General features: G+C 64.5%; 7 protein-coding genes and 1 pseudogene. 5 read left to right on the top strand and 3 right to left on the bottom strand.

Going from position 1 to position 7998, the window contains the following annotated elements; all coding sequences use genetic code 11:
- Positions 1–2156 (top strand): efflux RND transporter permease subunit (locus EOA33_RS16725; protein WP_127406094.1); only part of this gene is annotated, 2156 nt, incomplete at its 5' end.
- Between the two features lie 151 nt (positions 2157–2307).
- Here the strand turns inward: EOA33_RS16725 and EOA33_RS16730 are convergent.
- Positions 2308–2766: a L,D-transpeptidase gene (locus tag EOA33_RS16730; RefSeq protein ID WP_126058023.1), complete on the bottom strand. Its 459-nt coding sequence runs from the start codon at positions 2764–2766 to the stop codon at positions 2308–2310.
- 350 nt (positions 2767–3116) lie between these two features.
- Between EOA33_RS16730 and EOA33_RS16735 the strand changes: the two genes are divergently transcribed.
- The gene (locus EOA33_RS16735) at positions 3117–3449 is read left to right on the top strand and encodes a hypothetical protein (protein ID WP_126058022.1); all 333 of its coding nucleotides are present in this window, start codon (positions 3117–3119) and stop codon (positions 3447–3449) included.
- Between the two features lie 31 nt (positions 3450–3480).
- Positions 3481–3648, top strand: a complete 168-nt coding sequence (locus EOA33_RS39080; RefSeq protein WP_189340605.1) for a hypothetical protein — start codon at positions 3481–3483, stop codon at positions 3646–3648.
- 64 nt (positions 3649–3712) lie between these two features.
- On the opposite strand, the gene EOA33_RS16740 is transcribed toward EOA33_RS39080, so the two are convergent.
- Positions 3713–4399: a response regulator transcription factor gene (locus EOA33_RS16740; RefSeq protein ID WP_126058021.1), complete on the bottom strand. Its 687-nt coding sequence runs from the start codon at positions 4397–4399 to the stop codon at positions 3713–3715.
- A 94-nt stretch (positions 4400–4493) separates the two neighbouring features.
- Between EOA33_RS16740 and EOA33_RS16745 the strand changes: the two genes are divergently transcribed.
- Both EOA33_RS16745 and EOA33_RS16750 read left to right on the top strand, forming a co-directional pair.
- Positions 4494–5225, top strand: a complete 732-nt coding sequence (locus EOA33_RS16745) for a response regulator transcription factor (protein ID WP_245455362.1) — start codon at positions 4494–4496, stop codon at positions 5223–5225.
- A 251-nt stretch (positions 5226–5476) separates the two neighbouring features.
- Complete coding sequence (locus tag EOA33_RS16750; protein ID WP_245455360.1) at positions 5477–7537, top strand: sensor histidine kinase; 2061 nt, start codon at positions 5477–5479, stop codon at positions 7535–7537.
- Between the two features lie 204 nt (positions 7538–7741).
- Here the strand turns inward: EOA33_RS16750 and EOA33_RS16755 are convergent.
- A pseudogene (locus tag EOA33_RS16755) lies at positions 7742–7998 on the bottom strand (hypothetical protein); the annotation flags it as partial.

The raw sequence follows: 7998 nt of genomic DNA on the forward strand, positions 1-7998 counted from the left end.
TGCCGCAAGGCATGACGATCGAGATCGTTTACGATTCCACCGAGCAGATCAGCGCCTCGATCGAGGAGGTATTCAAGACCATCGGCGAGGCGGTGGCGATCGTCGTCGTCGTCATCCTGCTCTTTCTCGGCTCGTTCCGCTCGGTGATGATGCCGATCGTGACCATTCCGCTTTCGCTGATTGGCGTCTGCTTCCTGCTGTATTCGGTCGGCTACTCGATCAATCTGCTGTCGCTGCTCGCCATGGTGCTGGCCATTGGCCTCGTCGTCGACGACGCCATCGTGGTGGTGGAGAATATCCACCGCCACATGGAAGAGGACCACATGTCGGCCATGCAGGCGGCCTTCAACGGCATGCGCGAGATTCTCTCCGCCATCGTCGCCATGACCATCACGCTGGCGGCGGTGTTCGCCCCGCTTGCCTTCACCGGCGGCCTGACCGGCGCGCTGTTTCGGGAATTCGCGGTGACGCTTGCCGGCTCGGTTGTGCTGTCGGGCATCATCGCCATCACCATCACGCCGATGATGTCGGCACGTATCCTCAAGGCAGGCTCGCACAGCCGTTTCCAGCGCATCGTCGACGGCACCTTTGGCCGCGTCGAGCGCGTCTACGAGCGGATGGTCACCAGCTCGCTGAGAAACCGTCCGGTGACGTTACTGATCGTGGTCGCGCTGGTCGCGCTCACCGGCTTCATGTTCACCAAGACCTCAAGCGAACTGGCGCCGGAGGAGGATCAGGGCTTCCTGCTCTCGATCGTGACCGGGCCGCGCTACGCGACGTCGGACTATACCGAAACCTACGTCAACCAGATCCTCGGTCTGGTCAGGGACATCCCTGAGACGCGCGCCCAGTTCTCGGCCGTCGCCTTCGGCGGCGCCACCAACGGCGCCTTTGTCGGCTTCGCCTTCAAGGACTGGGCCGAGCGCACCCGCAGCTCGAAGGAGATCCAGGAAGACATCACCGGCCGGCTTGCCAAGGTGGCCGGCGTCGAGGCATTCGTCTTCGCGCCGCCGACGCTGCCCGGTTCGGGCGGCGGCCTGCCGATCTCCTTTGTGGTACGTTCCACGGGCGACTCCGCCGAAGTTTACGAGGCGGCTGAGCAGATCAAGAACAAGGCGCAGGCCTCCGGCCGCTTCATCGTTGTGCAAAACTCGATGTCCTATGACGCGCCGCAAGTGACGGTGACGATCGACCGCGAGCGCGCGGCGGCGCTGAACCTGCCGATCGCCGATATCGGCCGCACGCTTACGCTGCTGGTCGGCGGCGCCGAGGTGGCGCAGTTCGACCGCGACTCCAACAGCTACGACATTATCCCGCAGGTGCCGCAGGAATTCCGCGACAACCCCGAGAAGCTCGCCCAGTATTTCGTGCGCAGCGCCTCGGGCGAGATGGTGCCGCTGTCGGCGGTGGTGAAGATCTCGACCAATGCGGCACCCGCCGCGATCGAACAGTTCAACCAGCTCAACTCGGCGACGATCACAGCCCTGCCACTGCCGGGGGTCACCACCGGCGACGGGCTGAAGGCCATCGAGGATATCGCCAAGGAGAGCCTGCCCGGCACGTTCTTCATCGACTATTCCGGCCAGTCGCGGCAGGAGAAGGAGCAGGGCAACACCATCCTGATCGCTTTCGTTGCGGCTGTGCTCGTCATCTACCTGGTGCTGGCGGCGCAGTTCGAAAGCTTCCGCGACCCGCTGATCATTATGATGGCGGTGCCACTGTCGATCTTTGGCGCGATCGTGCCGCTCAACATCGGCTTGGGCACGCTCAACATCTACACCCAGGTCGGCCTGATCACGCTGATCGGCCTGATCACCAAGCACGGCATCCTTCTGGTCGAGTTCGCCAACCAGCAGCGTGAGCTCCACGGCATGCGCCGGCGCGACGCGATCGTCGCTTCGGCCAAGGTGCGGCTGCGGCCGATCCTGATGACCACGGCGGCGATGGCGCTTGGCGTGGTGCCGCTGATCATCTCCAGCGGCGCCGGCGCCGCCGCCCGCTATTCAATGGGCCTGGTGATCTTCACCGGCATCCTGGTTGGAACCATGTTCACGCTGTTCGTGGTGCCGATGTTCTACACCTTCATCGCCAGCAAGGACCTGCCGCACCATGCAGAGAAGCCGGATCCGAACCTGATGCCGGCGCTGCAGGACTGACGGAATCGAACGACAAAGGAAAAAAGAGGCCGGAAAATTCCGGCCTCTTTTTTGGTTGGGCGTTTACCGCGGAAGAGCAATGCCAGGCGGGAGGCGGAACGGATGAGAGGAGGTTTTGCCAACCCTCTTCGCCGCCTTCGACCACAGCCTGCTACTTGACGATGACGATGCTGGTATTCGACGGGCCAAAGGCCTCGACGAGCTGGTAGAAATCGGCCGCGGCATCCGGGTGCAGCCGCACGCAGCCGTGCGAGGCCGGCTGTCCGAGACGCTTGATGGCATAGGTCGCATGCACGGCATAACCGCCGCTGAAGAACACCGAATGCGGCATCGGCGCGTTGTCGTACTTCTTCGAATACCACATCTCGTGCATGCGGGTCGGTTTGAAGGATCCAGTCGGCGTGATGTGCGCCCGGTCGCCGGTCGACACCTTCCAGGCGAAGGTCGGCCGGCCATCGACGGTGACCTCCATGGTCTGCTGAGACAGCGAAACCTTGGCCACGATCTGGTTGGCGTGGGCGGCGCCGCTGCCGGCGCCGAAAAGCAGGGCCGCGCCGGTGAACGCAGCGGCGGTGATGTTGATAAGCTTGGCGGAAATGGTGGCGTGCATGGCGATGTCCCCTCTCTCTGCCGGTCCGGCCGGCTCCAATTCGATGGCGGATTTATCGCTGGGTGATGTTTCAAGCCAATTTCGCTTGATGCTCACATTTGTTTCGAATCTGTTTCCCGTGGTTAACCGCCCGACGAGGGGCGTGATCGGGGGACAGGGCATATAGTTAACGCTTCGTTATCGGCATCAGGCTGCAAAGCCCCCAGACGAAAGCACCTATGCCTCTGATATGAAAGCGATACGACCTGCGCCGAAACCAGATTGCAACAAAGCGCGACTCGTGCGGCATGATCCCGATACAAGCCGGCAGCACAGTTGACGCAACGGGAACAGACGACAGCAAAACGAAAATGGGCAGGAAAACGAACCTACGCTCCTGGCTTCTCCGGACAAGCGTCGCTGCAATCGTCCTCGGCGGTGTCGGCTCTGTTGCCGGCAACCCGGCGACGACACTTGCGGCCATGAATTCCGGCGAGATTTCGACGCTGCATGCCGCGCTGTTCATCGCCACGGTCTGGATCGTGTCCAGCCTGCGCGTTAACCGGCTGAAGGCCCTCTGGCGGGTCGGCCTTCGGCTGAAGTGGATGCGCGGCGCCTCCGGCTACTTGCTGCCGAGAGGACCGAAGGCCCGCGCCGCTGCGGGGGGCTCCGTGGGCGGCGCGGGCGCTTCGGGGGTTTCCTGAAGCGGAACCACAAGTTGAAGGGATGGAGCCAATGAACACGAAATCTGCCGCAGCCGTGCTTTCCGCATTGCTTTACGCACAAGGCCTTCTGGGCTTTGCCGGCCTTGCCACCGTCCTCTTGCGGGACCGTGCCCAGGCTGAGGTGGTCGCCGTCGCCAGCGATGCGCCATCCGGCCCTTCGGCCATCGTGCTGCGCTGAGCGAGAGCATCGGACCAGAATGGAAACCGGTCCGATGCTGAAACAATCGAACAGTCTGGCTGATTCAATCGACGCGCTGCGTCGGCGGGTCGAACCGGTAGCCGGCGCCGCGTATCGTGGTGATGGTTTCGGTGTCGAGCTTGCGGCGCAGCCGCACGATGCGCGAATCGATCGAGCGGTCGAAGGCGTCGGCGTTTTCGGCCGGCGCCGCGGCGATGATGTCGTCGCGCGTCAGCACCTTGCGGGGACTTGCCAGAAACAGCTTGAGCAGCGCCACCTGGCCGGGCGAAAGCTGGTCTTCCGCGCCCGAGCGGTGCATGACCATCGCCGACCTCAGATCGACGGTTGCGTTCTCCAGCACGATCAGTTCCCCGGCGGCCCTGCCGCGCCGCGCCAGCAGGCCGCCGATGCGCGCGGCCAGTTCCCTGACGTTGAGCGGGCTCTCGACGACGTCGGCGGCACCGAGCTCGAGCGCCAGCACCTTGTCGACCAGGTCGGTCGGCCGGCAGATCAGGATGAAGTCGGGTCCGCCCTCGCCGCCATAACGCCGAAGCAGATCGCGCCCCTCAGCCTGGCTCAGGCTGTCGCCGACAACCACCACGTCGATGCCTTTGGCCGAAAGCAGCGATTCCGCTTCCCAGGGCTGGCGCGCCGCGCGCACGTCATGACCGCGCCGCTCGAGATGGTCGGCAAGGTCGCCCGCCACCACTTCGGCGACGGAAACGAGCGCGATGACGGATCGTGCGGCCATTTTTCTCCACCCTGCGACAGACATCTCAAGATGAGTGCTGGACATCATGTTTATACCCAATCTACTTTCCGCTGAAAGCGGGAGCCAGAGCATAGTGCGGGCAAGAATTGTCGTCGTCGAGGACGAGCCTGACCTGAGGGATGCCGTCGCCGAGTATCTCGGCGCCAGCGGCTATGAGGTGGCGACGGCCGAAAGTGCCGCCGCGGCGCGGAACCTGCTTGAGACGCAATCCTTTCATCTCGCCATCCTCGACATAGCCATGCCTGGCGAGGACGGCCTGTCGTTCGGCCGCTGGCTGCGCTCCAAGACCCCGATCGGCATCATCTATGCCACCGCGGCCGGCACCGCGCTTGATCGCATCGTCGGGCTCGAGCTCGGCGCCGACGACTACATCGTCAAGCCTTACGAACTGCGCGAGGTGCTGGCCCGGGTGCGCAGCGTGCTGCGCCGCGTGCCGCAGCCGGCCGAGCCGCAGGCCGCCAAGCCCGAACCGGCCTCTGCCGGCCGCCGCATGAGCTTCGGCTCATTCCACGCCGATCTCGACGGCAGGCTGGTCACCGGTGCCAACGGCGCGGTCGTCGACATGGCCAAAAGCGAGTTCGACGTACTGGAAGTCTTCCTGACGCGCGCCAACCGTCTGCTGACACGAGCGGCGATCTCCGAAGCGATCGGCTTCGTCGAGGACCCGGAATCTTCGCGGGCGGTCGACATCCGCATCATGCGGCTGCGAAAGAAGATCGAGACCGACCCCGCCAACCCGAAGTTCCTGCGCACGGTGCGCGGCGAGGGCTATATCTTCTCGCTGCCGAGCGGCGAGGGCAACTGAGCCTGAACCGCAGCGGCCCGAACTGTGAGGCCGCCGTCATTCGGCCATGACGGCCGGTGACCTTCGATATCCGGAATCCGGCTGGCGCGTGTCCTTCCGGATGCGCAAAGAACGCTGTAGCATTTTTGTCCTGCATATGGTTCCTCCGGGAACCCACGATCGATTTTCGAACTGTGTGCTGAATTTCATATCCTGCCGATCTGGCCCTGGGTGACGTATTGAACATGACAGCCGAAGCCGCCCGAACGGATATGCAAGCCACCCGCCAGGGCGCGGCGATGGCGGCCGTCCGCGTCGTGCGCCGGCTGCGCGAGGCCGGTGACTGGCAGCGCGAGATGGACATCATCCTGGAGACGCTCTGCCGCGCCATGGATTGCCAGCGCGGCATTCTGTTTCGGCTTCGCGAGCTTCCGGGCCAGGGCTTCGCCCAGTCGGTCTCGGCCTACTGGATCGATCCCGAATTCGGCGGCGAACTCGCCTCGCCCACCGTCATCATGCAGTCGATCATCAATTCCGACCCGTTGCTGGAGCGGCTGCAGGAGGACGAGCGGCAAGGCAAGGTCTTTGCCGGCCATACCCGCGATCTCGACGGCTTCCTGAGAGCCGACTTCGAGAAGCAGAATATCAAGTCGTTCCTGTCGGTGTCGGTCTTCGCGCATGGCCATCTCTGGGGCACGCTGGCGGTCAACGATTGTGTCGCCGAGCGCGAATGGACCGATGAGGAAGAGGCGACGCTGCACATCATCGCGCTGGCCATCGGCGATGCCATCGAGCACTCGCCCTCCGACGCCCATGCCAGTGAGGTTATCCGCCGCACCATGCTGCAGGCTTCGCTCGACGCCATCGTCGTCATCGACGAGACCGGCTCGATCATCGAGTTCAATCCGGCGGCCGAGAAGATGTTCGGCTTCCCGCGCAGCGACATCCTCGGCAAGGACCTGCTCGACACCATCGTTCCGATCTACTACCGCAAGGGCTATGCCTCGGGCGCCGAATACATGTCGGGCCGCGGCGCGCCAATGGTTGGCCAGCGGCTCGAGACCGTGACCCAGAATGCCGCCGGCGAGGTGTTCCCGATCGAACTGACGGCGACCGAGATGCGGGTTGCCGACCGCAGGCTGATCTTCGGCTCGATCCGCGATTTGCGCGACAAGCTGCGCGCCGAGGAGGAAATCGGCCGCCAGCGCGAGAAGCTGCACCAGAACGAGAAGATGGCCGCCATGGGTTCGCTGCTGGCCGGCGTCTCGCACGAGCTGAACAACCCCCTTGCCGTGGTCGTCGCGCAATCGACGCTGTTGCATGAGTTCGCCACCGACCCGCAGACCAAGGTGCGCGCCGAGAAGGTACGCGCAGCCGCCGAGCGCTGCGGCCGCATCGTCAAGAGCTTCCTGTCGATGGTGCGCCTGCATCCGACCGAGCAGGCAGAGACCGACCTCAACCAGGTGATCCGCGCCGCGCTCGAAGTGACAGCCTATGGCGCGCGCTCCAGCGGCATCATCATCGACACCGAGTTCGCCGTCGGCCCGCTGCTGGCCATGGCCGATGCCGACCATGTCACGCAGGTGGCCGCCAACTTCCTCGTCAACAGTCAGCATGCGTTGGCTGGCGTCGCAGGCGACCGGCTGATCAAGGTGCGCACGTTTCGCAGCGATCGCGGCAATCCCGGCTTCTCCGTCGAGGACAACGGCCCTGGCGTGCCGGAAGCGATCCGTTCACGCATCTTCGAATCCTATTTCACCACCAAGCCGATCGGCGTCGGCACAGGCATCGGCCTGTCGATCTCGAAGTCGATCATCGAGCGGCACAACGGCAACATCTGGTTCGAGGAGGTGCAGCCGCACGGCGCGCGTTTCGTGGTCCAGCTGCCGGCGATCACTGCCGGCGCGGCCGCTGGCAGCGAAGGACCGGCGCGCTCAAGCGGCCTGCGCCACGCGCTGATCATCGACGACGAGCCCGATGTCGCCGGCTCGCTCTCCGACATACTGGAGCTGATGGGCGTCAAGTCGCGCGTCGTGCCGGCGTGGACGTCGGCGGCGGCGATCCTCAGCGGCCAGATGCCGCCCGACATCGTCTTTTCCGATTTGCGCATGCCCGGCACCAGCGGCATCGCAATCTATCGCGAGTTGCTCGCCGAACGGCCGGCGCTGGCGCAGCGCTTCGTGCTGGTCACCGGCGACCTGATCGGCGCCAAGGCCGAGATCGAGGCGCTGCCGCCGCATCAGCGGCCGCAGATCCTGGAAAAGCCGTTCAGCACGCTGGACGTGCGCGGCGTGCTTTCGGCCATCGCCGAGCAGGCTGCCGTGGAGAGCTGACATCCAGCCGTTCAAAGATACTGGAGCAAGCGCAGGAACTCGCCGTTAGCAGGCCGGCCTCACCTGAATATCGACAGACCGAAAAAAAGAGGCTCCCAACCGACGATGCGGTGGGAGCCTGACTTGAGCGCAGGAGGAGCGCTCTGGGGAGGTCAAAGCGTGATCGCGAAGCGGGGAACTGTTTCGCGGATCACGTTCGACAAGTCAGAAGACGTTCGGCGTGCTGGTCAGCGGCGCGGCATTGGCGATCATGCGCACCGCGCGTTCCCTATGCTTGCCGGACTGCTCGGCAATGGCGCGCAGACAGTCCGCGCTCTCGGCGCCCCAAGCCTGGCCCTTGCAGGCGAAATCGATCTGCGGCATCGGCAAACGCCCGGTCTTGATCGTGGTCGACGCGCCTTCGACGGCACCTGCCGGCGGATTGAGCGACGCGAAGGCGGGGCCTGCCGCCGGTGTGAGGA

This window comes from Mesorhizobium sp. M4A.F.Ca.ET.050.02.1.1 (assembly GCF_003997725.1).
GTDB lineage: Bacteria > Pseudomonadota > Alphaproteobacteria > Rhizobiales > Rhizobiaceae > Mesorhizobium.

Coding starts and splice junctions, on each gene's coding strand:
- EOA33_RS16740 (WP_126058021.1), bottom strand. CDS start 4,399: ATGGCCGCACGATCCGTCATCGCGCTCGTTTCCGTCGCCGAAGTGGTG.
- EOA33_RS16750 (WP_245455360.1), top strand. CDS start 5,477: ATGCAAGCCACCCGCCAGGGCGCGGCGATGGCGGCCGTCCGCGTCGTG.
- EOA33_RS16735 (WP_126058022.1), top strand. CDS start 3,117: ATGGGCAGGAAAACGAACCTACGCTCCTGGCTTCTCCGGACAAGCGTC.
- EOA33_RS16730 (WP_126058023.1), bottom strand. CDS start 2,766: ATGCACGCCACCATTTCCGCCAAGCTTATCAACATCACCGCCGCTGCG.
- EOA33_RS39080 (WP_189340605.1), top strand. CDS start 3,481: ATGAACACGAAATCTGCCGCAGCCGTGCTTTCCGCATTGCTTTACGCA.